This window comes from Stenotrophomonas oahuensis, from assembly GCF_031834595.1.
GTDB classification, from domain to species: Bacteria; Pseudomonadota; Gammaproteobacteria; order Xanthomonadales; family Xanthomonadaceae; genus Stenotrophomonas; species Stenotrophomonas oahuensis.
The window spans coordinates 2,189,841-2,215,014 of sequence record NZ_CP115541.1; the positions used below are offsets into that span (position 1 = coordinate 2,189,841).

General features: G+C 60.3%; 25 protein-coding genes and 2 pseudogenes. 19 read left to right on the forward strand and 8 right to left on the reverse strand.

The genetic code is table 11. The features are described 5' to 3' along the window. Positions 1-14 precede the first annotated feature (14 nt). From PDM29_RS09565 to PDM29_RS09585, 5 genes are all read right to left on the reverse strand, one after another. Positions 15-1,421, reverse strand: a complete 1,407-nt coding sequence (locus PDM29_RS09565) for a type II restriction endonuclease (protein ID WP_311193591.1) — start codon at positions 1,419-1,421, stop codon at positions 15-17. Next, positions 1,411-1,860 (reverse strand): very short patch repair endonuclease, encoded by a 450-nt coding sequence (locus tag PDM29_RS09570; RefSeq protein WP_311193592.1) that lies wholly within the window; start codon positions 1,858-1,860, stop codon positions 1,411-1,413. Before PDM29_RS09570 ends, PDM29_RS09565 begins: the two co-directional genes overlap by 11 nt. 2 nt (positions 1,861-1,862) lie before the next feature. After that, positions 1,863-3,113, reverse strand: a complete 1,251-nt coding sequence (gene dcm, locus PDM29_RS09575) for a DNA (cytosine-5-)-methyltransferase (protein WP_311193593.1) — start codon at positions 3,111-3,113, stop codon at positions 1,863-1,865. Between the two features lie 198 nt (positions 3,114-3,311). Further along, positions 3,312-5,423 (reverse strand): DUF4357 domain-containing protein, encoded by a 2,112-nt coding sequence (locus tag PDM29_RS09580; RefSeq protein ID WP_311193594.1) that lies wholly within the window; start codon positions 5,421-5,423, stop codon positions 3,312-3,314. 260 nt (positions 5,424-5,683) lie between these two features. Then, positions 5,684-5,896: a hypothetical protein gene (locus PDM29_RS09585; RefSeq protein ID WP_311193595.1), complete on the reverse strand. Its 213-nt coding sequence runs from the start codon at positions 5,894-5,896 to the stop codon at positions 5,684-5,686. Between the two features lie 383 nt (positions 5,897-6,279). Between PDM29_RS09585 and PDM29_RS09590 the strand changes: the two genes are divergently transcribed. The 5 genes from PDM29_RS09590 (at position 6,280) to PDM29_RS09610 (ending at position 12,563) form a co-directional block, all read left to right on the forward strand. After that, positions 6,280-6,420, forward strand: a complete 141-nt coding sequence (locus PDM29_RS09590) for a hypothetical protein (RefSeq protein ID WP_311193596.1) — start codon at positions 6,280-6,282, stop codon at positions 6,418-6,420. Between the two features lie 263 nt (positions 6,421-6,683). Further along, the gene (locus tag PDM29_RS09595; protein WP_311193597.1) at positions 6,684-7,319 is read left to right on the forward strand and encodes an imm11 family protein; all 636 of its coding nucleotides are present in this window, start codon (positions 6,684-6,686) and stop codon (positions 7,317-7,319) included. A 35-nt stretch (positions 7,320-7,354) separates the two neighbouring features. Then, positions 7,355-10,873 carry an XVIPCD domain-containing protein gene (locus tag PDM29_RS09600; RefSeq protein ID WP_311193598.1) on the forward strand — a complete coding sequence of 1,173 codons (3,519 nt, stop codon included), beginning with the start codon at positions 7,355-7,357 and terminating at the stop codon, positions 10,871-10,873. Positions 10,874-11,168: 295 nt separating this feature from the next. Continuing rightward, positions 11,169-12,056: a hypothetical protein gene (locus tag PDM29_RS09605; protein ID WP_311193599.1), complete on the forward strand. Its 888-nt coding sequence runs from the start codon at positions 11,169-11,171 to the stop codon at positions 12,054-12,056. A gap of 9 nt (positions 12,057-12,065) precedes the next feature. Beyond that, entirely contained in the window at positions 12,066-12,563 is a 498-nt protein-coding gene (locus PDM29_RS09610) for a hypothetical protein (RefSeq protein WP_311193600.1), read from the forward strand. A 63-nt stretch (positions 12,564-12,626) separates the two neighbouring features. On the opposite strand, the gene PDM29_RS09615 is transcribed toward PDM29_RS09610, so the two are convergent. After that, complete coding sequence (locus PDM29_RS09615; protein WP_311193601.1) at positions 12,627-12,770, reverse strand: hypothetical protein; 144 nt, start codon at positions 12,768-12,770, stop codon at positions 12,627-12,629. Between the two features lie 354 nt (positions 12,771-13,124). Between PDM29_RS09615 and PDM29_RS09620 the strand changes: the two genes are divergently transcribed. The 5 genes from PDM29_RS09620 to PDM29_RS09640 all read left to right on the forward strand — a co-directional run bounded on the left by PDM29_RS09620 (position 13,125) and on the right by PDM29_RS09640 (position 14,923). Beyond that, positions 13,125-13,508 carry a hypothetical protein gene (locus PDM29_RS09620; protein WP_311193602.1) on the forward strand — a complete coding sequence of 128 codons (384 nt, stop codon included), beginning with the start codon at positions 13,125-13,127 and terminating at the stop codon, positions 13,506-13,508. Further along, positions 13,505-13,822, forward strand: coding sequence for a hypothetical protein (locus PDM29_RS09625; RefSeq protein ID WP_311193603.1), 318 nt, complete (start codon positions 13,505-13,507; stop codon positions 13,820-13,822). The genes PDM29_RS09620 and PDM29_RS09625 overlap by 4 nt, the downstream gene beginning before the upstream one ends. A gap of 63 nt (positions 13,823-13,885) precedes the next feature. After that, complete coding sequence (locus PDM29_RS09630) at positions 13,886-14,185, forward strand: hypothetical protein (RefSeq protein ID WP_311193604.1); 300 nt, start codon at positions 13,886-13,888, stop codon at positions 14,183-14,185. After that, a complete protein-coding gene (locus PDM29_RS09635; RefSeq protein ID WP_311193605.1) occupies positions 14,172-14,519 on the forward strand; it encodes a HigA family addiction module antitoxin in 348 nt (115 codons plus the stop codon). Before PDM29_RS09630 ends, PDM29_RS09635 begins: the two co-directional genes overlap by 14 nt. Continuing rightward, positions 14,519-14,923 carry a hypothetical protein gene (locus tag PDM29_RS09640; RefSeq protein WP_311193606.1) on the forward strand — a complete coding sequence of 135 codons (405 nt, stop codon included), beginning with the start codon at positions 14,519-14,521 and terminating at the stop codon, positions 14,921-14,923. Before PDM29_RS09635 ends, PDM29_RS09640 begins: the two co-directional genes overlap by 1 nt. 281 nt (positions 14,924-15,204) lie before the next feature. Here PDM29_RS09640 and PDM29_RS09645 read toward each other — a convergent pair whose 3' ends face one another. Continuing rightward, positions 15,205-15,966, reverse strand: coding sequence for a hypothetical protein (locus tag PDM29_RS09645; protein WP_311193607.1), 762 nt, complete (start codon positions 15,964-15,966; stop codon positions 15,205-15,207). A gap of 347 nt (positions 15,967-16,313) precedes the next feature. Here PDM29_RS09645 and PDM29_RS09650 point away from each other — a divergent pair. From PDM29_RS09650 to PDM29_RS09685, 9 genes and pseudogenes are all read left to right on the forward strand, one after another. After that, positions 16,314-18,256 (forward strand): annotated as a pseudogene (locus PDM29_RS09650) (RHS repeat-associated core domain-containing protein); the annotation flags it as partial. A gap of 475 nt (positions 18,257-18,731) precedes the next feature. Beyond that, positions 18,732-19,100, forward strand: coding sequence for a hypothetical protein (locus tag PDM29_RS09655; protein WP_311193608.1), 369 nt, complete (start codon positions 18,732-18,734; stop codon positions 19,098-19,100). A 114-nt stretch (positions 19,101-19,214) separates the two neighbouring features. After that, positions 19,215-19,837, forward strand: a pseudogene (locus PDM29_RS09660) (RHS repeat-associated core domain-containing protein); the annotation flags it as partial. Positions 19,838-19,841: 4 nt separating this feature from the next. After that, positions 19,842-20,159 carry a DUF4288 domain-containing protein gene (locus PDM29_RS21055; RefSeq protein ID WP_425508737.1) on the forward strand — a complete coding sequence of 106 codons (318 nt, stop codon included), beginning with the start codon at positions 19,842-19,844 and terminating at the stop codon, positions 20,157-20,159. A gap of 236 nt (positions 20,160-20,395) precedes the next feature. Continuing rightward, positions 20,396-20,863, forward strand: a complete 468-nt coding sequence (locus PDM29_RS09665) for a hypothetical protein (protein WP_311193609.1) — start codon at positions 20,396-20,398, stop codon at positions 20,861-20,863. A 22-nt stretch (positions 20,864-20,885) separates the two neighbouring features. Next, complete coding sequence (locus tag PDM29_RS09670; RefSeq protein ID WP_311193610.1) at positions 20,886-21,380, forward strand: hypothetical protein; 495 nt, start codon at positions 20,886-20,888, stop codon at positions 21,378-21,380. A 45-nt stretch (positions 21,381-21,425) separates the two neighbouring features. After that, positions 21,426-21,800, forward strand: coding sequence for a hypothetical protein (locus PDM29_RS09675; RefSeq protein ID WP_311193611.1), 375 nt, complete (start codon positions 21,426-21,428; stop codon positions 21,798-21,800). A gap of 275 nt (positions 21,801-22,075) precedes the next feature. Beyond that, the gene (locus PDM29_RS09680; protein ID WP_311193612.1) at positions 22,076-23,041 is read left to right on the forward strand and encodes a hypothetical protein; all 966 of its coding nucleotides are present in this window, start codon (positions 22,076-22,078) and stop codon (positions 23,039-23,041) included. Positions 23,042-23,298: 257 nt separating this feature from the next. After that, a complete protein-coding gene (locus PDM29_RS09685) occupies positions 23,299-24,183 on the forward strand; it encodes a hypothetical protein (RefSeq protein WP_311193613.1) in 885 nt (294 codons plus the stop codon). 54 nt (positions 24,184-24,237) lie between these two features. On the opposite strand, the gene PDM29_RS09690 is transcribed toward PDM29_RS09685, so the two are convergent. Next, a complete protein-coding gene (locus PDM29_RS09690) occupies positions 24,238-25,164 on the reverse strand; it encodes a hypothetical protein (RefSeq protein WP_311193614.1) in 927 nt (308 codons plus the stop codon). Between the last annotated feature and the right edge of the window lie 10 nt (positions 25,165-25,174).

Sequence of the window (25,174 nt, forward strand, 5' to 3'; positions counted from 1 at the left end):
TACCTGTGAGCGTACTATTGCTTCAAGGACTTCCTGACTCGCGTTCTGGGGCGTCGCTGTCGGGCGAGAATCATGCCTGATTCGAGCAGCAAGTTGGGCCGCATGACTGCGATGGCGTCATCGAAGAATGAACGGAACGAAATGACGTTGCTATCGTTGCGATACAGCGACTCGGTCTTCACCGCTTTCATGGATTCGGGGACAACCAGTGTAATCTCGGCTTCACGAAGCTCGTTCAAGGTTTCCACTGAGATGCGGTCATCGACAGTTGCCAGGAAGATCGAGCAGTTGAATCGCTCATGAGTGATCTGCTTCCAGCGTTCGCGCAGGGTTGTTTTGGCCGATAGGATCGCTGCAGCATAGTAGTCTTTGCGGTCAGCGTCTCTGACAGTCCTTGCATCCGGCATTACAAAGTCTGGCCTTCGCTGTCCCAAGATCGCTTGGGGTTGGGATCTGACGCCACCGGCACGCAGCAGATAATCCAAGTGGCTCTCGAAGGATCTGCCACCTCTGCTCTTTCGTTGTTGGCTGGCAGAGAGGAAGGCCGCGTCTAGCGCCCGAAATCCTTGTACAGCTGCGGACGCGGCCGACTTGTGTTTGGCAAGAATGGCGGCCACCTCTACCGCTCGCAGCCTTAGCTCATGCTGCCTGTAGACTGCGTACTCGATGTCCCTGCTGATTCTCATCACCGCATCTCCAGGGCGTTCAAGCTCCCAAGGATTCAGGTCTCCGTAGCCCATTGTCTTGAGATGCATGTTGCGCGCTTGTTTGGATAGCTGCTCAGGACTTGGTAGCCTGGAGTACTTCAGCAGAAGGCTCTCAATCGTGCCAGCAAGAAGTGCTGCTTGGATCTCTGCCTCTAGCTGTGCCGCCTCTTCGGACTGATCCTTGCTTGCAGACGAGAGAGCTGCTGGGTCAAAGAGTCCGAAATGGAAGTCGGAGCTTACATCAAGTCGTGTTTCGAGGAGCTCGGCGGCGGCGGATTGGGAATCAATCACCATGAACCAGTGATGTGCGAGACCTTCTGGTGCAACCAACGTCCCGCCAAGCAGCCACGATGCAGGGTTCAGGAGCTGGAAGAGCTCCTTTGGGATCCGAGTGAAATGGCACTCGGATGTCTTGTTAGTGAAATACCTGATATGAGAATCATCCCTCACGGTATCTGCTTGTGGCCAATAGGAGGGGCACTTCGCTTCCTCAATGTGCGGCAGATCTTTGCGTGGTTCTAGCGCGGGGAAGAATCTCGACTCTCGAATGTCCCGGGGAACATAGAATCCGCTCTGGTTGGATCCTCCCGGCATGGACCAAGACGTGTCGTTGCGCGAAAGCTTCTTCAGAAAGATCTTTCGGCTCTTCAGGGCGAGCTCCTCGACCATCTTCCAGTCTGTTTGCTTTCCTTCCGAGACGATATCAGTCTTCATTGTTGGTCCATGGTGTGCGGTCGACAATTGACGCCGCGAGTTCGTCAAAAACTGCGGTTTTCATCGCTTCGCTTGCATTCCGAAGTGAGCACTCCCAGATAGTGAGTACGCGCCATCCTGAAACCCTCAGTTCATGCTCCACTCGAGCATCCCGTTCCCGGTTCCGGCTTATCTTGTCAGCCCAGAAATCCGGACGCGTCTTGGGCAGACGATACAGCGGGCAGCTATGCCCATGCCAGAAGCAGCCATGAACAAATACGACCGTTCGGTACTTGGGAAGAACGATGTCCGGGCGCCCAGGCAAACCAGCTCCACCCAGCCTATAGCGAAATCCACGCGAATGGAGAGCCTTCCGGACCAGGACCTCCAGCTTTGTGTTGGCGCCACGGATCCGCGACATCTGCGCGGACCGTTGCTCGGGTGTGAGACTGTCAACCAAGGTTAGGTCTTTGCCTTCTTCACGACGGTCTTTCGCGGTCTTTTGGAAGCGTCATTCATCAAGTAGGGCATCATGATTCTCGCCACCTCGCTGATGACGGGAACGACCACCGAGTTGCCAAATTGCTTGTAGGCGCGAGTGTCAGACACCGGGATGCGGAAGTTCTCGTCGAACCCCATCAGGCGCGCGCATTCGCGCGGCGTCAGTCGGCGGGGATTTTTCTTAAGGCCTTGAGAGATGAGAATCTCCGAGCCATCCTTGTAGTACCGCGCCGAAAGTGTACGGCAAGTACTCTCGCTGTTCACCAGCCCGAAGCCGAAGCCGTTGCCCTTGTCGCGGTGCTTTGCGGCGTAGTTCTGCAGGTATTCCCACAGCTTGTCCGAAAGCGTGTACTTGTCCAGCACCTTGCCCTTGGGGCCCTCGATGTATGGAGAGTCAGCAGCTTCGGTGCCATCTTGGCTGTGCAGGACTGCGCCCATCTTCGGAGCCTCATCGAAGCTCGGCAGCTCGACCTTATGGATGTCAAAGTCGTTAGGCTCGCGGAAGCCCACGATGATGATGCGCTCCCGGTGTTGCGGTCCGAAGTGCTTGCCGTTGATGACCTTGTGCCTAACCTGGTAGCCGAGCTCGTTCTGCAGCACATCGATGATGGTGGAGAACGTGCGGCCCTTGTCGTGGCTCATCAGGTTCTTCACGTTCTCCAGCAGAAACGCGCGCGGCTTCTTTTCGGCGATGATGCGCGCGACGTCGAAGAAGAGGGTGCCTTGCGTCTTGTCGGAGAACCCATGCGGCCGGCCCAGCGCGTTCTTCTTCGACACGCCAGCAATGGAGAACGGCTGGCAGGGGAAGCCGGCCAGCAGCACGTCGTGGTCCGGAACGTCTGCTTCGTGAACCTTGGTGATATCGGTGGCGAAGGTGTGCCCCGGGCCATCGTGGAAGTTGGCCTTATACGTCTTTACGGCGTAGGGGTCCCATTCGCTGGTGAACACGCAGCGGCCACCCTGCTTTTCGAAAGCGGTGCGGATGCCGCCGATGCCGGCAAACAGGTCAATGAAGCGGAACTTGCCTTCCCCGGTCGGCGGCTCGCCGAAGGGCAGCAGGCGCTGGCGGATGGCATCCGCGATGTAGGGCTTGGGCTCCGTCTCGCGGACCTGCCAGCGCTTTACGGTTTTCGGATCAACTCCAAGGGCTTGGGCGACCTCCTTCGCGGAAAAGCGCTGGAGGGAAAGGTCGATCAGCTCGTACGTATTCATGGGTGCTCCGGGTATTCGTTGGACAGTATGTCCAATTTCGTCCCGTGGGTGAAGGGGGGCAATCAGCACCCCCCTTGATCAGGCGTCGGAAACGTCAGCTACCAAGGGCAGGCAATTGGCTACATGACCGCAGCGTGCCAGCCGTACGTCTCATTGACTGAGATATCCGGCTGGCAATGTTCTGCCCGAGCAACGCTCTCAGCTGACTTCTTCAGCCCGTTGGCCGGCGGGTTGGTTGTCCTTCCATGCGCCATACGTGATGCTGCTTCCTTGGACCCGCCAAGTCGTCCGTCCATTGTCCGCCCGGCCCACCACCACGGCGGACGCAGCACTCGGACTGGAGAAGTCGGCATCCTTCATGAACACGAGGTGGGTGCCGTCGGCAGACGCTGACAGGGCCCCGGTGCTCTGAAGCTCGACCCGCAGCTGCTCGTAAGCATGGTTCTTACCTGTCCAATTCAGTCTTGCCTGCGAACCCTTCAAGATCGTGAATCTGTCCGGATGTTGCTTTGCCTGAGCGGTGATCCCAATACGCCGGCTGGCAATCTCAAACACGATGGAGCTTGGGTCGACTTCCAGAAGGCGCAGCAGTTCCTTGCTCAACTCTTCCTTGCTACGGCGGTCCTGCAAGCGCCAGTGGGATTCAAGCAGGCCGACCATTCTGGCCTGACGTTTCTCCAGCACGTCGAGCGTCCAGTCGGCATGCTGAAGTACCTCGGTCGTAAGGGCGAACGCTGAGGTTCCACCCTTGGTGAAGTAGCTTGACTTCTTCCACCCGAAATCTCGATTGCTGGCAGAGCTGTTCTTCTTCCTGCTGAGCAGTGCGAGGTTGCCCAGTCGGTGAACCCAGCGCTGGTGGTCAGCCTTGTCGGGCATCCACGCTGCCCAACTGCTGTTGGGTGCAGGCTGCTGTGGCATGACATGCTCGACCGAAACAACGTCGTGCTGATATGTCGCGGAGGCATCCGACATGATCCTGTCGAGTCGCAGCAGCAGCAACGCCAGAGCGCGCGAGGAATGGGTGTCGTACATCGCGCCGTCCAGCGCCATGTAGGCAAGATGCTGCTCTTCGGCAGACAGCTGCAGCGGAGAGGAGCTGTCGAAGAGGTCCATTTCCGATTCGATCGCCGAAGTCAGTGCGGAGAACCGTTCGATACGGCCATTGGGACCGATCCTCCGGATCAGCATCGAGTAACTGAGCCGCTCCAGGTCGCGGAAGAATTCGAGCACCAGGCTTGGGTCGTTACGGTGCAGTACGAAGAACCGCAGAGCGGGCGGAACCCAGTCGTTGAACTCCAGTCGATTCAGCCACGTCAGGTGTTCATTGACCTTCTCGGCATGCTGGGTGCTCGTGTACACCGCATCTCGCAGTTCCGAGAATGCTTCAGCCATGGGGATTATGACCTCATCGACTAGTTGGCGAGGCTGGTGCGACGGAATCACGTGCTCGTTGAACTCCTTGAGAAGAGTTCCATGAGGTTTGGATTTTCGGTAGACCATGCGGATGTGGCTGAAGAGATCACCGAACTCGCTTCGGCCCAAATCCTCTTCCTTGCTCTCCCACTTCTGCGTATAATCGTCGCGCAGGGATTCGTCGACCTTACCGATGATGTCTGCTTTCAGAATGTCGGTCGCGCTCAGGTCGAGTCCGCGGCTGTTGAGAACTCCGAAGATGCGATACGCGGAGTCCAAATCCGGGGTGGCTACAGTGACCAGATAGCAGCGCGTGATGATGAACTGGACCAGTCGAACAAGATCGGGCTGCGACAGTTTCAACAGTTCCGCCATGAACACCTGTGCGTTGGAACGCAGCCGGTCCTGCGCATCGGGGAGCTTGGCGGTCAGAGAAACCAGCTGGCTCAAGCCATCCTCATGCTGCACATACGTGCGGAAGAACTCCCGGTCTCTATCCCGTAAAGACAGGCGATAAGAGGCCTGCGTTGCCTTTACAACGCTGCCTTTCTCGTAAATGCAGCCGGTGATCTCGTTCTGGACAGCTGCGTCGCCCACCGTCGCCCGGATGGCGGAGAGCAACAGGGTCAACGTAGTCAGACGTTGTTGCCCGTCCACAACGGTGGCTTCGGTCGACGATTCCGGCTTGATGAGAACGATGCTTCCCAGGAAGTATGGCGTTGAATCGCCAAGGTTCGGGGGTGCAAGCGCCAGGGCCGTGGTCAGGTCGCTGATAAGCTCGTTGGCCTGTTCGGTTCCCCATGAGTAGGGGCGCTGATACCCGGGAATCTGAAAAACGTAGTCAGCGCTGAAGATGCGGGCGAGCGACTGTTCTTTGGCGGTCAGTGTGTGCGACATGGGTTTGGGGAGTCGAGGTCTGGCGAGGATGAGCTGCCCCGAAATCGACGCGTCCCGGATCTGAGAGTGCAATTGCGCACCCGCAGGACCGGGTCTGGGGAGAGGCGTCGTTCAGAGCTGCGGCTGAGCCGGGGCGGAAGCCCCGATTAGCGGCTTGGCCAATGGATGCTGTGTCTGATGCGGACGCCTCCCTGTGCGCTGTAGATCCTTCTCGTAGTCAGAGTATGCCGTAGACGCCACTGGGTGGCGCAATCGGACCCTTAGCTGGCGAGCCGAAGCCCATGCAGCGGCCAAACCCGATCCCTCCGACAAAGATCAAAGTCCTCCCCGTACGCCACCGCTGCCTCCCCGGCCGGCATCTCGCAATACCACCCCAACTCCTCCCGATCCATCCCCGCATCCGCGTGGTCAATCGCAAACAAGGCCAAAAGCGCCTCGTCGAACGCGGCCAGCCACTCCGAGTCAATCTGCATTTTTCCGTCCGTCTCCTACGAGGGAGGGGCATGATCTGCGCGCTGCGTCCCAGATCCTGCGACTGAAGCGGGGCGCTTCAGGTAGCCATTGGTCGATTCCGTAGCGTCGCCCTAAGTCAATGATTTTGCTGGGGTGGGTAATTGGGTTTCCCTGCTGCAAAAGGCTCGGCCCGAACCCCCCTGCGACGAACGCGTTCCGGCGGGGCCGGCTCCCGACTCCCCCGCCCGCGGCTGCTGCCTGCGCCACATCGGGCTGGGCAAGGGCACCACGCCCCCCCCTGGGTTTCCGCCCCCCTGCACCTGCCCAGCAGGCCGGAACGCGAGGTCCATTACAGCCAGGTGCAGGCCCTCGCCCACCGCCCAGCGCTGAAGGGGTTCACGCCATGACCATGACCAAGCCGTCGTACATGCGGTTCAAGGTGGAAGACGACCTGGGCTGCCGCTTCAAGGGCTCGGACTTTTCCGATACCAAAACCCGACCAACCCTGACACCCTATCGCAACCAGCCGGCCACCCAGGCCTAACCCTAAATGGAGCACCACCCGCATGGACCAGCCCCCGTCATCCCCGCTCAACTCCGCACTATGCGACCACCCCGCTGGGGAAGAATCTGTCCTTCTTGCGGCGCGAAGGCCTTCTTCCTCTACAAGTTTCACTTCAGAGGCTCGCCTGAGTGACGTCGCAAGCCGTGGACAGTTCGTCACTACGATACGATCTCCCGGGGACGAGGTGTGAGCCTTCATTGGAGACTCTGATCCTTCGGGACCAATAATCTGTATAGAAGCGTATGAGCGAGACCACAATCGTGAATCAACCAAGAGTTGGCGAGTACTACATCATCAACCCGGACTTCGACGTCGCCCCGCATGAAGTTGAGTTTTCGAACAAGGAGGCTCTTCGACCCCCGGGAGGCGGGATCATCAGGCCCAGGACGGGTGGATTCCCTAAGTTTTCCGAAACGCCAGTGATGACAGATTTGGCGCCTGAGGGTTCTCTCCATGATTTCCAGGTCGCCTTTGAAGGTTACTGGCTTGTCTCCGAGCGATTGAAGAGGGTGTTTGAGGCAGTTGATCCCAGTGGATTCCTGTTCGTGCAATGTGAGCTGATACGCTTTGATGGAAGCACTGGTCCGTTGCACTACTTGTGCGATGTTTGCCGGATACTGGATGCTGTCGATGAGAATGCTTCCGAGGTGAAAGTCCTTACGGAAGGCTTTCCAAATGGCAGGTTCTATGACCTTGCAGGCGGGGCGCGCCTCGCCTTCAGAAAGGATGTTGTGAAGGATGCGCACATCTTCAGGTCCCCATTTAATGGCGCGATGATTGTGTGTGATCGAATCATGCGCGACGCCCTTGTCGAGCATGGATTCGGCGTGTACGGCGGCGATAGCGGTATGGCGTTGGATGACGCGGCAGATTATTGATTTCTAGCGGGATGCTTAGTCGATAGGTGGAGAGAATGTCATCGAGCAGCGTTGTTCTACAGAGTCACCACGTCATAGATACGGTTCAGTTGAAGAGCAGCGAAATTCTGCAAAAACTGGTCAGTAGCAAGCTTATCGACTTGGACTCCTCGCGAAATCGATTGTATTTGCCATTCGACGGCGTGCTCGCCGACGAGATCGAGTCGAGTCCTCATAGAGGACGCACCCGTGGCTCATACAACACCGCAATTCGTGAAGTCCTCGAAAAAATATCGGCGAGTGCAGATGGAATGGCAGCACTGGACAATGATCCAGATGCGCTTGCCCGCGTCGCGGCTAAAGTGGAATCCATCCAGGATACCTTGAAGGTCGCCATCATCAATGGAGATGCATTCGCCACCACGCCTGATCGCCTGAGCAAAGATGGAGCAAACGCGGCAAACCGCGCAACGATCGGCGATCTCAACGGATATGCAGTACGTCACGCAGACCAGATCGACCATCTCCGTCGAATGGGACCAGTCGAGTCAGAATGGGCGGCGGTAACTCACAACGAGAGCCGTGTTGCCTTCGTGGTCGAAGCTGCGCAAGCGGAGGGCCGGCACCTTGTCTCCGCCCGTGGTGAGGCACCAGCGAAGGAGGTTGCCGGCCGCATGGAGATGCGGATGGCCATAGCCCAGGCCCAAGCGGCGAACCGCCTTACGCTGTCGGACGAAACCTCCAAGCTCGTCAAGCAGGTGCTGGTGGATGAGCTCCCGGAGATCGGCCAGACCAAAGGCGGTATCTACGACCTTGCCGCCCATCCCCCAAAGGCCTACATCCCCCTATCTCAGCGCGGCGGCATCAGCCCCGAACTGCTCTTCGGCAACCCCACCGCCAACAGCGCCCTCCGCGCTGCGGGCTTGTTTGCCAGTGCGGCCGACGCCGTCACCACCGCACAGCGCGTTGCCGATCTATACAACCAGGACAACGCACTCGGCGCGCAATCCGAGGCGGTAGGCTTTGCCGCCCGCAACGGCGGCGGCTGGGCGGGGGGTGTAGCGACGGCCTATGCGCTGGGTGCATCGGCGGGCGCAGGGCCCATGGTGCTCATTGCCGCCGATGCTGCTTTCTGGGCAAAGGTCGGTGATAAGGCCGTAGATCTGTGGGAAGACAAGAAGATCTACCAACAGAAGGACGCCAGCGGCGTCGAATGGGAGTTCACCGGCCGCGCCTGGACGCGTTCTGGTATGGCCGATACGACCGCCGATGGGGTGGACAATCCGGTTGCCACCACCATTGCGGCGGGTTACGACGTGGCCCGGGCGCTCAACTGCAAGGCCACCAATGCCTCCGTCGATCTGGCGCTGAAGGCGCTGCCCCCCGCGCAGAATCCGTACCGGCTGCCTGCCAACGATAGTGACCGAGGAAGCATCAGCCCCGCTGACTGGACACGTGATCCGGCGGACGGTCAATGGCATCGAACGGTGAAGGTCGGTGTGTCCGGTGAGGGAAATCGGGGTAGTTATATGCCCGAGACAGCCAGTCCCGAGCGTGCCGCAGAGCTGGATGCGCAGGCGGAGGCGGTCATTGCCCGCAATATTGCGAACAGCCCGGCGGCCGTGGCGGCGCGCTACGATCTGGTTTACCACCGGAGCGGTTGGGCTGCAGATAACCTCGAACGCTCCAGGGCGGCTGACTACGCGATGGGCAACGCGGACAAGCTGACGACCTGGAACGGCCAGAAGTATGAGCGGGTGGGTGAAGGGCAGTGGGTGCACGATGGGGTGCCCGCCACAGGCAACACATTGCTTGAGCTGGAGAACACCCGCAGTTTGTTGCTGCCGGAGCTTCAGCGGCACACCGACCTGGTGAGCGAGATCAAGGCAAATCCTCCAAGCCCGGAGGACATTGGCCGCGAGCAGACGCAGTATCGCTATCGCATGGTCGGCACGGAGCTGTTTCCGGGCTGGCAGCAGGCGATTGACGCTGCCGTGCATCGAACCCGGGAGGAGCATGGGCTTCACGGTGGGGCCATGCTGTTGCAGCCGGATGAAGAGGGGAAGTTCACTGCCGCCAGCCCTATCGCGCATCTGCAGATCGGTGCGGATGGTGTTCGTCGCGTGGTGGCGGTGACCAGCAGCGAAGAGATTCTTGCTGCGCTGCGGGAGACGAATACGCGTGCGCAAACAGAAGCCGTGGTACCGCAGGCCCCCGAGCTGAAGATTTCGGCGCTTACTCCTCAGCAGTTTGAGGCGCATCAGCAAGCGCTGCGCGAGGCCAATCGCGCGGGGCTGTCCATGGAGCAGGCCGGGCAGGCGGCGATGCTGGCAGCAGGGCAGCTGGGTTCTCGCGAATCTGGCGAGTATTCGGATGCTTTGGATGTGGCGGCTTCGACTAGCCACGCATGGCGTGGCTCTACAGATTCTGATGCGATGGCCGCAGCCGAGGCAACCCGCGTGGCCGAAGCGGCCCGTATGGCCGCATCATCACCACCAACCGAAGCCGCAATCCCCGTAGAGCCGGGCTCTGCCCGGCTGAACAACGACGCACCCCAAACCCCAACACCCACCCGCCCCGAAGCCGAAGCACTCCACCACCAAGCCCAACAGCGCGAGCAGGAAGCCGCCCGCGCCGAGCAGGATCGCGCCCGCCAGGAACAGGCAACGACTCCCGCAGCCGAACCTCATACACCGGAGGCGCAGGTCCGCCAGCAGCCCACTGACGGTGCCGCTCCTGCTCAACCCGCACATCCCCCTTCCAACACAGCCGCGGAAACGCAAGCAACAGCCGCTCACTTGCACGAAAGCGCCCAAGCTTCCAGGATCGAGGTCCAGCACGTCGCTCCCGTCGACCCGGCAAGTGACCCATCCCTGCACAAAGTGGATGAGCCCCTCAAACCGGTAACCCAGGATACGAAGGAAGCTCCCGAGCACGAAGTCTCTCAAGCCCACGAGCACCACGACACTTTCCTGGCGTCCCAGCTCCCCGTCTACGAAGCTCACCCGGAAGAAGAACTGCCAGCGCCAGAGATGGCGAGCAGCGCCGATGTCCCCGAGCACGTGCTACCGGAAGCGGAGCACGCCCAAGCAGATGAACCCGCTCTCAGCCAACTGCAACCCAGCGACCCAGCACACCCGGCCAACGCCCTCTACCGCCAGGTGCGCGAACAGGTCGAAAAACTGGACCAAAGCCTCGGCCGCACCTACGACGACACCAGCGAGCGCCTCACCAGCAGCCTGATGGTACTGGCGAAGGAGAACGGCCTGCAGCGTGTGGACCATGTGGTGCTCAGCAATCAGGTCGGCGACCAGCGCCCGGGCTTCAACGTGTTCGTGGTGCAGGGCGAACTGAACAACCCCGCACACCGACGTGCCGTGATGCCGACGGAGCAGGCCGTGACAACGCCGCACGAGGAATCGCTGGAGCGGCTGGATGTATTGCTGGAACGCGACATGCAGCAGGAACAGCAGGCCAACCTGCAGCGCCAGCAGGACCAGGAGCGGGTCAACGAGGAACACGTCCGAGCCATGGTCATGGGTGGCGGAGGCGGTGGTGGTGGAGGCGGCGGCTAGCGATCCATCCCCGCATCCGCGTGGTGAATCGAAAAAAAGGCAAGAAGCGCCTCGTCGGACGTGGCCAGCTGATTCGAGTCAATCTGCATTTTTCTCCGTGTCTGCGAGGCGGCGAGCATCATCTGTGGACTGCGCGCTAGAAGGTTCCGAGGGCCACCTCATGAACCCAGGTCACTGCTGACGGCATGGTCCTCCAACGGACCTGGCAGGTGTGACATCTCGGTTCATGTATGCTATTCATCTTCAGAGGAAGCGCTATCCGTATCTACTTGATCGACAAGAAGGAACTTGGGCGATGGCCAGACGAATTCTCATTTCCGCAACGCTGCTGGCCGCTGTGGCAGCCGCTGGCTACTTCACTTGGGCCCATTCGCGGCTGGAAGAACCTGCAACCTCGGTTCCTCAGAACGTACACTCCGGTGCCCGTGACACTTCCCCATCAGCTAGCGAATCTCAAGCGACCAATGCAGAGGTGCGCTCGTCCGGTCCTATTACAGTACTGGCATTTGAAGAACTGAAATCCCGGGCCAAGGCTGGCGATGCGGTCGCTCAGCGACAGCTTGCGCAGACCTACGACGCATGCTTCATGGTGAACATGTCGCCGGAGAACTACTTGTCGGATTACGAAACCCGCGCAAAGTACGTTGGCGACAGCGCGGAAGCATCTGAGATGCTTCGAGTTGCACGAGCACGGGCGGAAGAGTGCAGGAACGTGGACGGCGGTGCGCCCATACCTCTGGAACTGATCAAGGGGTGGTACGCACAGGCGTCCGAAAACGGAGATTTGGCGTCGAAGGCCACATCAATCTCACTCTCTGCAAAGAAGCCCGATAAGGCTACGTCAAATAACTTGTGGGAAGGTGTCACGCAGTCCGGTGATCCTGCGGCAGCCTTCTCCTTAGGAGAGCTCGCGGCTGGTTTGGGCTTGATTGCTTCGGACGATCAGCCAGAGGACCTCTTGTCAGGTGTGACCTCCGGATATGCCTGGATGGTAATCGCCTGCAGAAATGGGTATGACTGCTCGCCGAACAGCCGACTGATGCAGAACATGTGCTTGAACACTGGTCGATGTGCGGGCGAGGATTTCGAGCAGTTTGTGCGATCGAGCGTCATAACCTCCTCCGATTCGCAGGTTCTCGATAAGAAAATTGAACGGATTTCAGGTTTTCTCAAAGCCCCTTAAGGAGGGCGCATGTCAAGGAAGTCGAAGCTTCGTATCAGATACCTCGTTGCACTAATTGGTAGTCTCGCGCTGATTGCAATAGCTGGAACCATATCCATCGATGCGGGAAAGCTGCCTTACTCTGAAGTCAATGCTGCGAAGAACATTGGCGTCTTTGAAGATGATGTGCTCAGAATCGCTGCGCTCACTGGCCTTACAGGGATGTACAGGACTGTCCATGGTTCCACCTCTGCACCGCTGGGTACCGTTGTCGATGTTACGTATGCAGATGGCACCAAGGAGAAGGGGCTTGTCTCATGTTTGGGAACAATGTGCACCGTGCCTATCGAAGGTACGCAGCAGGCTGCGCCTGGCGGAAGCGCGAGTGGCGGTGACGGTAGCGGCGGCAGCGGTGCGGCTGGTGGCGGCGGTGGCATCGATACTCCCGGATCGGGTTGGGGCAACCCTTCGCCTCCGATCTGTCTAAATGGCCCCTGCGAAGGCAGCGGTACCGTGACGGTAGGCTGATTTCGTCAGGAACGCTCGCCGGAACCTACAGCAGGGCCGGCGAGCTCTTCCGGGTGCATGCCATCAAGCAAAGGTGATCGCGAACACCGGCATCTCGCAATACCACCCCAACTCCTCCCGATCCATCCCCGCATCCGCGTGGTCAATCGCAAACAAGGCCAAAAGCGCCTCGTCGAACGCGGCCAGCCACTCCGAGTCAATCTGCATTTTTCGTCCGTCTCCTACGCGGAGGGGCATGATCTGTGCACTGCGTCCCAGATCCTGCGACTGAAACGGGTCACCTGCGACAGCCATTTGTCGTTTCCGAAATATCACTCTAAGTCAATGATTTTGCACGGGTACTTTTCCAAATCGGAATCGACCAATCTACTCGGACGGAGCGTGGAACCTCCCAAGCACGAACAATGATGGACGTAGGCCCGAGGTCGGGAGGGTGGTTAATACAACACCCTCTTCCTCCGGGGGAAATACGCCACGCCGTTTCGTGCTTGACGGTTCCAACCTCCCGACCACCCCTCGCCACTTCCGGCGAGGGGGGCCTACTCCATGAGGCTGTCCATCATGCAAAAGATCTGGCCCGAAACACCCAACCCCGAACGCGATTCGGTCGCTATAGAACCGGACTCCGAAACCCCAACCGCACCACCCCAGGCCGCCGCCTCCGCCGGCGGCTCCGAGCCCCCCAATCCCCCGCCCGCCAACGACGACGAACACGACGACTACGTCCCGTTCTTCCTCACCCGCGGCCGCTGGCTGCGCCACATCGGGCTGGGCAAGGGCACCACGCTCCGGTTCGAGTGGACCGGCGAACAGCTCATCATCACCCCGCGCTACCCGCCGGGCTTCCGCACCCTGCACATGCCCACCACGCTGGAACGCGAGGTCCACTACAGCCAGGTGCAGGCCTACGCCCACCACCCTGCGCCGAAGGGGTTCACGCCATGACCATGACCAAGCCGTCGTACATGCGGTTCAAGGTGGAAGACGACCTGCGCTGCCGCTTCAAGGGCTCGGCCATGCGTGCGCATTACTACCCGGCCGAGGCCATTCGCTTGTTCATGGAGCGGTTCGTGGAGCTGGAATACGACCCGCATGCGGTGGACCTTACCTGCTTCAGTGATGCGGTGGATCGCGCGGCGCTGAAGGTGCGCAAGGAGATGCCGCCGGTGGAGCCGCGAGAGCCGGAGTTTGGCGATGAAGATGAGGTGCAGCGGGCCCGGCGGGAAGGGTGGGCCAGTTCCCGGTTTGGGCGCGAGTAAACGGTTGGTTGGTTGATCCGTGCGTGCCACGCCGGGCGTGGCACCAATGTTGTGGAGGATTTCATGAACATCATTATTCCCCTGCGTTCTGCGCGGGCTGGGTGCCTGCGTGCCGTGCGCGGCGTGCTGGGTTGGTATCTGCGCAAGACCGTCAGGATGCCGCGGCTGCCGCTTATCTATCTGCAGATGAACGACGCGCTGCGCATCACCGCATCCTTCGTGCTGAAGCTCCTGCCGCATCCGCAGCCGATGGCCCCTCGCGCGCGCACGCCGGAGGACCTGGACGCGCTGGTGCAGCGCCAGTACGGCTGGCACAACCCCACCCATGGCAACCGCAGGAGGCACCACCATGCTGCGCAGTGAGGAAGTGCCGCCGCTGCACCCCGGCACCATACTGTCCGAAGACTTCATGGTGCCGATGCGGCTTTCCGGCCGCGCGTTGGCGTGCGCGCTGAACGTGTCCCACACCCGCATTGCCTGCATCATGCGTGGCAACGCGGCCATCACCGCCGATACCGCGCTGCGCCTGGGGCACTACTTCAACACCTCACCGTGGTTCTGGATGAACCTGCAGGTCCGGTTTGATCTGGAAATGGCCGAGCGCGAACGGCCGCATCCCACCGCGGGCATCTGCCCTTCCGCCAGCGACCCGGAAATAGGGTGGTGGACCGGTAACGATGTCGGGGAGGGGCAGTGATGGTGATCAAGCGCTTTCGGCGGGTGATGGTCGGGCGCGTGCGGCCGCATCCGCAGCCGGGTGCACGCGCGCGGTTGGTGCTGCCGCCGCTACCTGCGCGGTTGGCGGAGCAGCTGAAGGATTACCCGCTGCATGTGGAGCAGCTGCAGCTGGCGTTGCAGGGTGTGGCGATGGCACGCGGCACGCGGCTGCCGCGGATAGAGATGGCGCTGTGGGTGCTGGAAGATCGCGTGGGGCGGTTTCTGGCGGAGGCACGGCGGGAGCTGGATGCGGCGCGGTGCAGTGGCAATGTGGAGCGGTTTGCGGCGGCGCAGAAGATGGAGAAGGTGATGTTTACGTTGCGGTTGAGGCACCAGTGGTTAAGGGATGAGGTGTTTGTGGGGTACTTCCGGGATTTGCGGTGATGGTGGGCGGGATGGACCTGCCGAATGCGCCCGTACTGTGTGGCGCGGTAGAGTCGGTCGATAGACGACTGCCGTGGAATCCGCATCACCCGGTAACGCATGACCATTGAACGGGGACGCGCGTTTTCGATTCATGGTCATGCGTCACCGTGCCGATCACCGTTATCGGCAGTCGTCTATCGACCGACTCTACCGAAGCGGGTTGGCGCGCAGATGCCGCCGACGACGTGATTATCAGGACCGAACACGCGTACCTTTCGTGCTCCTGCGCATCTTCATCGTTACTCCTCCTGAGTGGAAATCGAAGTGATTCCTTGCTTAACAAACTCGTTGAAACCTGGACGAGGGTCCAGTCCCGCGGGTGACTGCAGAGTAGAGCCCATGCTCCGCAGCAACATCTCTTGCATAAGATCTGATCGAAGGCGCTGCGTATTGTTGAGCTGAGGCGAAAGCAGGTATCGCTGTTCGAATCCAGCTTGGTCGCCGGCCCGAGCTTGCAGGCCGTAGTAGGCACTGGCGATCGCAGGATCGCGGTAGCCGTCCACTGTCATGTATATGTCGCCAGCAGTCTTAAGTGCGTAGACCGATCCCTCATTGGCCGATTTACTCAGAGCCGTGAGAACCTCTGCGGGTGGGCGACCCGAGGTGGCCAGCTTGTACGCGTAGATCGCGGCCGCGGGTTGATTGCCGCGCGCGGCGAGCGATTCCAGTTCCTGCAAGGAAAGGCGGCGGAGATGGTCTTCAACATCCGGACCGGGAAATCCCTTGGACTCCAACCACGCGGCATCAGCTTCGCTGGTTGCGATACCAGGTTTCGATGCATCCCACCGATAACCTGATTCTGATCTGGTGAACGGCTTGCGTGAGGTCGTCGATTGCGGAGATGGAGTTACGGGCGAGCTAGGTGTGGCTTCAGCGGCTGGCTGACCATCTTCCTGAGCATTTGAAGAGACGAAGAAGTAGGTTGCGTACAACACTGCGGCCGACAACGTTGCCCCGGCGATGACCTTGGAAGAACGCCCCATCCACATGCCTCCATTCATGATTAGTATATTCTTGGCGTACCCGTGAGGGCCCGTCAACGGGCGGACATTTGCCGCTCGCGCCAACCAGCCGGGCTTGGCCAGAATGCCGCATGCGCCGGCTATTCCGGGAGCGGTAGGGTCGGTCGATAGACGACCGCCGTGGAATTCGCATCAACCGGTGACGCATGACCATTGAACGGGGACGTGCGTTTTCGATTCATGGTCATACGTTACCGTGCCGATCACCGTTATCGGCAGTCGTCTGTCGATCGACTCTACCGAAGCGGGTGCGCGAGCGCGTTCGCATCCATAGTTCGGCAGTCAGAACCGAAGCGCGTCGGCTGCAGTTGCCGCCGTCGACGTGATTGCGGGGGGCGGCCACGCCCACCGAAACCCGGGTCACCCTGATCGACTACTGGCCCACCGTCCAGCTGCAGAAGATCCGCGAGCCGGACGGGAGCAGCATCACCTATATCTACGATGCCGCGCAGCGCCTGACCGACATTGAAGACAATGCCGGCAACTCCATCCACTATGACCTCGACAATGCCGGCAACCGCCTGCGCGAGGACACCGCTGACACCAACGGCAGCCTGCGCCTCACCCTCAGCCGCTTCTACAACGCGCTGGGCCCCAGCAGTATGACCCGCTCAACCGGCTGGCCCGCACCCTGCAGGATGCCAGTGGCATCAATGCCGAAATCCAGAGCAGCTACAACGCGCTGGACCAGGTCACCCAGGTCACCGACCCCAAGGGCCTGAACACCACTTACACCTATAACGGCTTCGGCGACCTCATTGTCCAGAGCAGCCCCGACAGCGGCGAAACCTTCATGGATCGCGACGGGGCCGGCAATCTTGTTGTGCGGACAGACGCGCGCGGCGTACAGGTGGAGCACCACTACGACGCCCTCAACCGCCTGATCGGCATCAGCTACCCCGACCCGAATCTCAACGTCGGCTACGCCTACGACACCGCCCCGGCCGTGTGCAGCACCAACGAGCGCTTCCACACGGGCCGCGTGGCCCAGGTGCAGCATGCCGGCGGCAGCACCACCTACTGCTACGACCGCTTCGGCCAGATGACCCGCAAGGTGCAGACGGTCAATGGCGTGGCCAGCACCGTGCGCTATGCCTACACCATCGGCGGACGACTGCAGCAGTTGACCTACCCGGACGGCAGCGTGGCCGACTACGTGCGCGACAGCCTCGGCCGGATCAGTGAAATCGGCCTGACCCGCCCGGGCCAGGCCCGGCAGGTGGTGGTGAACAACCTGATGTACGCCCCGTTCGGGCCGGCCACCGGGTGGACCTACGGCGACGGGCGTCAGCTGATTCGCCCTGTGGACTACAACTACCGTCCCGAGCGGATCTGGGATGTGGGCCAGGATGGCCTGTCACTGGGCTTCACCTATGACCCGGTGGGAGCCATCACCGAGCTCAAGACCGCTGACGGGGTTACCTCGCTGGCGCAGTTCGGCTACGACGGCATGGGCCGACTCACCCAGACCAAGGACGGCCCCAGCGGGACGGTCATCGAGGCGTACGACTACGACCCCACCGGCAACCGCATGGGCATGACCAGCAATGCCGGCACCCAGGTGTATTCCTACGCTCCGGGTAGCCACCGCCTGACCAGCGTGGACGGCGAAGTACGGGACCACGATGCGGCGGGCAACACCACCAGCATTGGTAGCCGCGAGTACGTGTACAGCGATGCCAACCGCCTGCGTCAGGCCAAGCAGGGCGGGGCAGTGCTGGAAAGCTACCTGTACAACCACCGGGGTGAGCGCATTCAGCGCGAACCCACTGGCGGAGGTGCGCAGATCACGGTGTATGACGAGGCGGGTCAGTGGCTGGGTAACTACAGCAGCACTGGGCAGGCCCTGCAGCAGGCGATCTGGCTGGATAACTATCCGGTGGCGCTGATCAATGCGCCGGCTGCGGGTGTGCCGGTGGTGGCTTACATCCAGCCCGACCATCTGGGCACGCCGCGTGTGGTGATCGACCCGGTGCGCAACCTGAGCATCTGGGAGTGGAGCAGCAAGAGCGAGGTGTTTGGTAACCAGGCTCCGAATGGTGATCCGGATGGGGATGGGGTGGCGTTTGAGCTGGCGCTGCGGTTCCCGGGGCAGCAAGCTACGGATGCGAGTGGGTTGTTCTACAACGACCAGCGCGAGTATGACCCGGCGGTGGGTCGGTACTCGCAGAGTGATCCGATTGGGTTGAGTGGAGGGATCAGCACCTATGGTTACGTAGGCGGCCTGCCCAATGGTGCAATTGATCCTCGGGGTCTTCAGCGGGCAGTTCCCAGGCCTGTCCCCCCGCCGTCGACGGGCGGAGTTTGGCTTGATCCGGATGGCTATCCAGTCGCGGACACAGGCTATGCTACTCACTATCCAGCTCCGCCTATGACTGGAGTCTTTCCCGCCGACTCCGCGGTCGGAGTGTTGACCACGATCACTCTGGCAATTCCGTCGGGGGTCAAAGCCTACCTCAATCAGAAGCATGGTTCTGGGACCCAGCCGGCTGCGTGCCCGATTCCTGGGGTTACCCCTGGCCGAAAGACAAGGGGGCCAAGTGACATCTACACCAAGCCGGGAGGGTTTGATACGGCAAACGGTGACTTTGATGCGCTTTCGCCGAACGGCGTTTCAGACAAGGGTGGCGGAATTCGAGTGGGAACGTTGGACGATGGTCGAACAATCGTTGTCAGGCCGGACTCAACGGACGGTTCGCCTACGATTGAGATACAGTCTGGAAGGAACAAGACCAAGGTGCGATATGTCAAATAGGTTCGAAGTGGTACTCGAAAAGTTGCCCGATGTGTGCGTCAGCAGGGTCAGCTTTGACGACGGGGCGCTCCTTGTACAAGGCGGAAGAGAAGACGGTGCTATCGCCATCGAAGTAAGGTTTACGGGCGTGCATTTCGTCGGAATCTCTGATGAGGGCTCCAAGCTCCGACTTCTTCGGGATTTGAATGGTGTTCGTGGAGCAATTCTCCGAAGTGAAAGCGATCCGGTGATGAGACAGTTCATAGTTGAGTCACTGGATACTCTGGAAGGTGTCGAACTTTTTCACTACGTCCTGATGCTGGGTGAAGAGATTATTGATGTCATCTCGGGCTACGATCCGGACATTAGAGTGATTTAAAGTTGTGTAGTCGGGCCCAGTCCAGCTCACCCAGACCAAGGACGGCCCCAGCGGGACGGTCATCGAGGCGTACGACTACGACCCGACCGGCAACCGCATGGGGATGACCAGCAAGGAGAGTTACGCGACCACGACGCGGCGGGCAATACCACCAGCATTGGTAGCCGCGAGTACTTGTACAGCGATGCCAACCGCCTACGTCATGCCATGCAGGGTGGGGCGGTGCTGGAAAGCTACCTGTACAACCACCGTGGCGAGCGCATCCAACGCGAACCGACCGGTGGCACCGCCCAGCTCACGGTGTATGACGAGGCCTGCCAGTGGTTGGGCAACTACAGCAGCACTGGGCAGGCGCTGCAGCAGGCGATCTGGCTGGGTAACTATCCGGTGGCATTGATCAATGCACCGGCAGCGGGTGTGCCGGAGGTGGCGTACATCCAACCCGACCATCTGGGTACGCCGCGTGTGGTGATCGACCCGGTGCGCAACCTGAGCATCTGGGATTGGAGCAGCAAGAGCGAGGTGTTTGGGAACCAGGCTCCGAATGGTGATCCGGATGGGGATGGGGTGGCGTTTGAGCTGGCGCTGCGGTTCCCGGGACAGCAGGCGACGAAAGCTAGTGGGCTGTACGATAACTACCAGCGGTAGTATGGCCCGGCGGTGGGTAGCACTCGCAGAGTTATCCGATTGGGTTTGCGGAAGGGGTGAGTACTTACGCCTCCGTTGCAGGGGATCCGCTAAATGAGATGGTTCGCGGCAAGTCTACTTTTCGAATCAAAGCACTCCAAATCCAGCGCTGAGGGAGGACTCTGGGAGGAGCGAATCATCATCCTGCATGCTGAGTCTCAGGATGATGCGACCGCCCAAGCGCACCAGATAGGTGTCGCAGGCGAGACCTCCTACGAGGCGAAGGAAGGGGGCCAAGTGAACTGGGTATTCTCCCAAGTTGAACGAATTCTGGAGGTGGAGTCTGAATCACTCTCAAGCGGTACAGAAATCTTCTCCAGATTCCTTCGCGCTTCTGAGGTCGGGAGCCTCCTGACGCCCTTCGAAGACTGATCAGTGTGCGACCAGAATGGGAGTGCAACCAGTTGGTAGAGGCGCTGAAGTTCGGAGAGGGCCTGGCGATGGGCCTTCTTCAGCAGATTTGGCATGAAAATCTGGCTGCCGTGACTGCGGCTTGATCTAGCCCCGGCATGGCATGATCAGGGGACATTCGGTAAGAACGCTGATTGAGGTATAGATAGAAGCAATCCAGGCACCTGGGAGTATTTCGACGAAGGAGCTGCGCCTTGATGGAATTCAAAAGTAAACACGCAGCGTATGCGGTTGGGGTGTGGACGGCCCTTGGGGTGTCGTCTGCTTGGTCGGTTCCACCCCCGCCACCTCCTCCCAGCGTGATTGTTCCCAACCCGAGATCCATTGACCGAGGTTCGGAACTTGAGGGCGAAAAGCTTCAGAATTTCATGGCGCTTGCGCGTTCTGGAGATGCAAGTGCAGCGTTTCGCCTCTCCCGTCACTATGCAGCGATTGGGGATGTTGTCGAAGCTCGATACTGGACGGTCGTTGCTGCGGCCCGTGGGCACCGTGTTGCCCAGTACAGCTTAGGCTTCTCGAAGGCTGAAGCGGATGACTGCCTGACTCTCGCGGAAGCAAAAGCATGGATTGAAGAGTTCAGTCGGGTAGACGGCTTTCGTGATCCAGGGATCGCTCCCGCTCTTGAGGCGAAGTACGCGAAGTCGTGCGAAGAGAAGGGAAAATGATCGGAATGAATGGTATCTATTGATGTCGAGTTCAGCTGATCAACGCGGCGTGTTCCCGGTCAGGCTTCGCGCCAATGGTGAAGAAGCTTGGCTCTTGTGGGAGTCATCGGATGCCGGTGATTACTTCTGGGGTAAGGATGGAGGGATTTTGGCTGCAGAGGACTTGCCGTCCATCGTGTCAAAAGCGGACTTGTCGGCCGGAAATGTGAAGGTAGGGGAGGAGTCCTTCTTTGATTTCGATGGAGCATTGAGGTCACTACGGGCGACCTCAAGTGTTGATCCCGAGCTGATGATCGACATCTGGAACCTGCTAACTGATCTCTTCAGGACAATTTCGGGAAGCAGGGACCGGTTTCATGCGGATCTTTCCGAAACGTACGACGCTTACTTCTCCAGATGTGAAGTGGCGGGCTTTGTGGGGCTCCAGCCTGAAGCCCTTGCATCGCAGGACGTGATGAGCGCTATCAAGGTGCTTGAGGATGGCGTGACAATGATCTCAGGGGCGATCAGGTTGTGACAGTTAGGGGGTCGTCAAGTGCGGAAGATAAAGGCGCGAGCTCGAGTGGATGCCGAGAAACTGACAGGGCAGAGTCTGCAAAAGATCGTGCTGTCTGTCTTTAGGAAATGCCACGATTACGCTGGCCTGGATGCAAGCGAGTTGCTGTCAGAACTTGAAGATTTCGGCATAACGACGAACAAATCTTTCAGGCTGCTGATGAAGAAGCACCGGCGAGCGATTCTCTCGGACGAGAAGCAGAAGATGTTGCGCGCAGAGACGCTCGACCTCCTGCGTCAATTCAATCCTGCTGGAATTGACGTCCATTCGAATACCTCCCGTTTCGCAGTAAGTGGGTTGGTAAGGGGGGCGCTTGAAAAAGAATTCGGTTGGGATGCTGTTGTCGAGAAAGTTCCGGGTTCGTTAGTCACATCGGACTAGAGCGCCAGGAATACGGGTCGCCTCACTCAGACCAAGGACGGCCCCAGTGGGACGGCTGCCGACGTTCTCTGCTCTGCGTCCACTTCGTCCACTGTGATACTCCGGGAGTGGGGGGCAGCCTGCAGCAGGCGATCTGGCTCGAATATGCCCGGTGGCGCTGTATGCCGGCGACGGTAGAGTCGGTCGATAGACGACTGCCGTGAAATCTTCAATGCCCGGTAACGCATGACCATTGAACGGGCGCGCGCTTCTCCGGCCGATGTTCATGCGTTACCGTGCAGATTAACGTTATCGGCAGTCGTCTGTCGGCCGAATCTAGCGAAGCGGGTCTGCGAACGAAATCGAAGTACCCCCACACAGAACCAAAAGGGTTTGGCCTCATGTCTACCTCGCGCACGCTCGCCATCGTCATCGCCCCGCTGGCACTCGCAGGCTGGCTTGCCTGGAGGCACATATCCCCACCGTCGCCGCGGCCCCCTCTGGCATCTGGGGACACCCCCATCACCGCACAGCCAGCATCGCCCGGCACGGCCCACACAGCCTCCGCCACCAAATCCCCCAGCCTGTACCACCAATACCGCACCCTTAAGCAACGCGCCGAAGCCGGGGACGCCGTAGCCCAGCGGCTGGTGGCGCAGGTGCTCATCGACTGCGCCCACATCTATGACCACCCGCTCAAGTTCACTCCACTGGAGCTGAGCGACATTCCCGCCGACAGCCCCGAGTCCATGTCGATTGACGCCCACCGCGCGCTCCAGCAGGACTGCACCCAGGTGGAGGGCGGGGCACGCGTCACCCTGAAGGACGGTGAGCACTGGTACAGGAAGGCGGCCGAGAACGGCGACCTGGCCGCGCGGGCCATCGTCAACATGTTCCGCCACCCACCTTTCAGTGCCGATGAGGCGCGGCGCTTTCTTGACGATGTGATTGCATCCAAAGATCCCGTGGCCGTGTTCGCCTACGGCAACGTGATGGGCGGGCCGGTGACCGAGAACCTGGGCGAGGGCTATGGTCCGTTGGTCAGCGGCAAGGCAAGCCTTGCCTGGATGCTGGCCGGTTGCCGCATGGGTATGGACTGCGGGCCGGAGAGTCCGCTGGCGACCAATCACTGCCTGCATCATGCCGTGTGCGGCAAAGGGGATTACGAGCAGGCCATGAAGAGCGAGATCGAATCAGAGGCAGACCGCGAAGCCCTGGACCAACAAATAGAAGCCGTCCTGGCCATCCTGGAAACCCCGTAGAGCCGGGCTTGCCCGGCTGCTCCACGCGACCAACCCCGACGTGCCCCGCTTGCGACCATGCTGATGGAGCGGTAGGGTCGGTCGATAGACGACCGCCCTGGAATTCCCATTGCCCGGTAACGCATGACCATCAAACGCAGAAGCGCTTCTTCGTTCCATGGTCATGCGTTACCGTGCGGATCACCGATATCGGCGGTCGACTGTCGTCCGACCCTACCAAGGCACCAAACGTGAACGCCCCAAACGGACTTGGCCCCATGCGCACATTAGGCAAGCTCTTCATCATCATCACAGCGCTGCTCGCCTTGGCGGTCGCCTTTGCATGGAAGCATTTCACCAGGCCAGCTCCGGCCGCACAGGCCTCCGCTGCCACCATCGAGCCGTCCGCCAGCACAATGTCGGCGCAACGCCGCACCACTGCCCCCGATACCCTCTCATCTTCCGCACACGCCGGAGTAGACGAGGCCCAAGCCTTCCAATCCCTCAAGCAACGCGCCAAATCTGGCGACGCGGTCGCCCAGCGCTTGCTGGCGGAGACCTACGATGCCTGCCTCGTGCCGAACCTGTTCCGCGACCGCTTTCTACAGTGGAACGAGCGAGCCGGGCAGGACCGGCCCGAGCAGGCCGCTGAACTGGACCGCATTGCGCAGAAGCGGATCGCACTGTGCGACGCCGTGGATGGCGGGGCTATCATTCCCCAGGAGCTGATTCGTGGTTGGTACGAACAAGCCGCCGCAAACGGCGACCTTGCCGCCCGCGCCAGGGGCTACGGCATGCAGCGCACCCCGCTGGACGCCGCAACGGCCACTCAGCTGCTGGATGACGTAGTGGCCTCCAGAGACCCCGCAGCGATGCGCAGCTTGGGCGCAACCCTGACAAGCAGCATCACGGCCAACATAGGCGAGCCCTATAAAGGGCTGGTGACTGGTCCATTGGCAGGGGAAGCGTGGGTGCTGGCCGCCTGCCGCATGGGCTACGACTGCGGCCCGGAGAGCATGGATATGGCCAACATCTGTCTATTCGGAGGCCGCTGCCTGGGCGAGACCAGCGAAGAAATGATGTTCGCCACGATCAAGACAGACGCCGAGCGCGCAGCGCTGGAGCAGAAGATCCAGCAGATCCTCGAGGTAGTATCCCCGTAGAGCCGGGCTTGCCCGGCTGCCGTTAGCGACCACCACGACGCGCATGGCGCGTCGCTACTCCTCCATCGGTATGACTACCTCGGCAAGGACCACGGTGCCATCCTCGGCAACAGGAATGTGCTCAGGCAAGGAAACGCCGACTTCGGCAAGCGCGGCGGCAGTTGTCACCATCGGATGGCGACGGCATTCATACCGGCTTCGGTGTTCCCCACAACTTGCAATGATGAAGCCCATCGCGACCCCCTGAAGAAACGAGAAGTCGTCCTCCGTGGTGGGAAGTACTTCCCTGAGTTCAAGCAGCATACGAATGGTGTTGGGGTGGGTTGCATCCAGGGGATAGAAGCACTCGCCTTTCTCGTTCCGTCTGTACTCATGCCCGGCAACTCCCGTGAATCCCGTGCCTTCCACCACAACGCCTTCGCGTTTCACGTTGAAAAGGTAGTCGGGAGGGGATGGCCCGCCAGCCTCGGTTCGGAAGTTGTGAATTGACACGCCGGTGCCTTCATCGAACGCACCCCCACGGTTGATGCGCCTCTGGAAATTCAGTCGCGTGCTTCTTTGGGGATCCATATCCGTCCTCCATATCCACTCGTCATTCTTCGACGAAACCCCAATCCGCACCGCCCCAAGGCGCGGGAAAAGCGCTTCAGGAGCCAGGGAGCCTACAGGTCCTTTCTGGCAGAAGACGATCGCGTTGATGCCATAGCCCTCACGCACCGCCTTGCCGAAGCCTTGCAGAAGGGCCAGTTCGATACCCAGCCCTTGGGCAAACGCGTGCACATTGATGGATGAAAGCATCGCCCTGCGCCGGCGGCGACTCACGTCGATCTCGCGAATGGTGGCTATCCGAATCCCGGCAACGGACAAACGAAACGATTGTTGGTGGCGAAAGCGTTCAGTACGCCAGATCCTGCTCAACGGGACGCCGCCGGGCATCACCCGCACATGTCGGACGAAGTCGTTGATGAGCGCCTTGCGCACCACTCGACCC